1 protein-coding gene is annotated in these 362 nt (G+C 43.6%); it reads left to right on the forward strand.

What is annotated here, in order from left to right:
- A partial coding sequence (locus ACLI09_RS18085; protein WP_411421043.1) for a gliding motility-associated C-terminal domain-containing protein occupies nt 1–283 on the forward strand: 283 nt, incomplete at its 5' end.
- Nucleotides 284–362 lie beyond the last annotated feature (79 nt).

Genomic DNA, 362 nt, shown 5'->3' on the forward strand with positions numbered 1-362 from the left:
GATAATTATTGATAACGTATACTGTGATGTACAGCGTGGCCTTTCGCCGAATGCCGATGGTAAAAACGACACATTCGACCTTAGTAACCTCGATGTAAGGAAACTGAGCATCTACAACCGTTACGGGCAGGAGGAGTATCATTTTAATGGTGACTATACTGACCAGTGGGGTGGCATTAATGATAAAGGCGATGAGCTGCCTACAGGTACTTACTTCTATATGTTTGAGCGCAGCAACGGCGAAGCTAAAACAGGATGGATTTACATTAACAGGCAGGAATAATAACCCTGATTATAAAAGAATAAAAACAGTACTCCTACCCCCGCGCTTAGCGGGGGGAAAGGGTTACTGAAAACCGAAT

This window comes from Flavobacterium sp. RHBU_24 (assembly GCF_046613695.1).
GTDB lineage: Bacteria > Bacteroidota > Bacteroidia > Flavobacteriales > Flavobacteriaceae > Flavobacterium.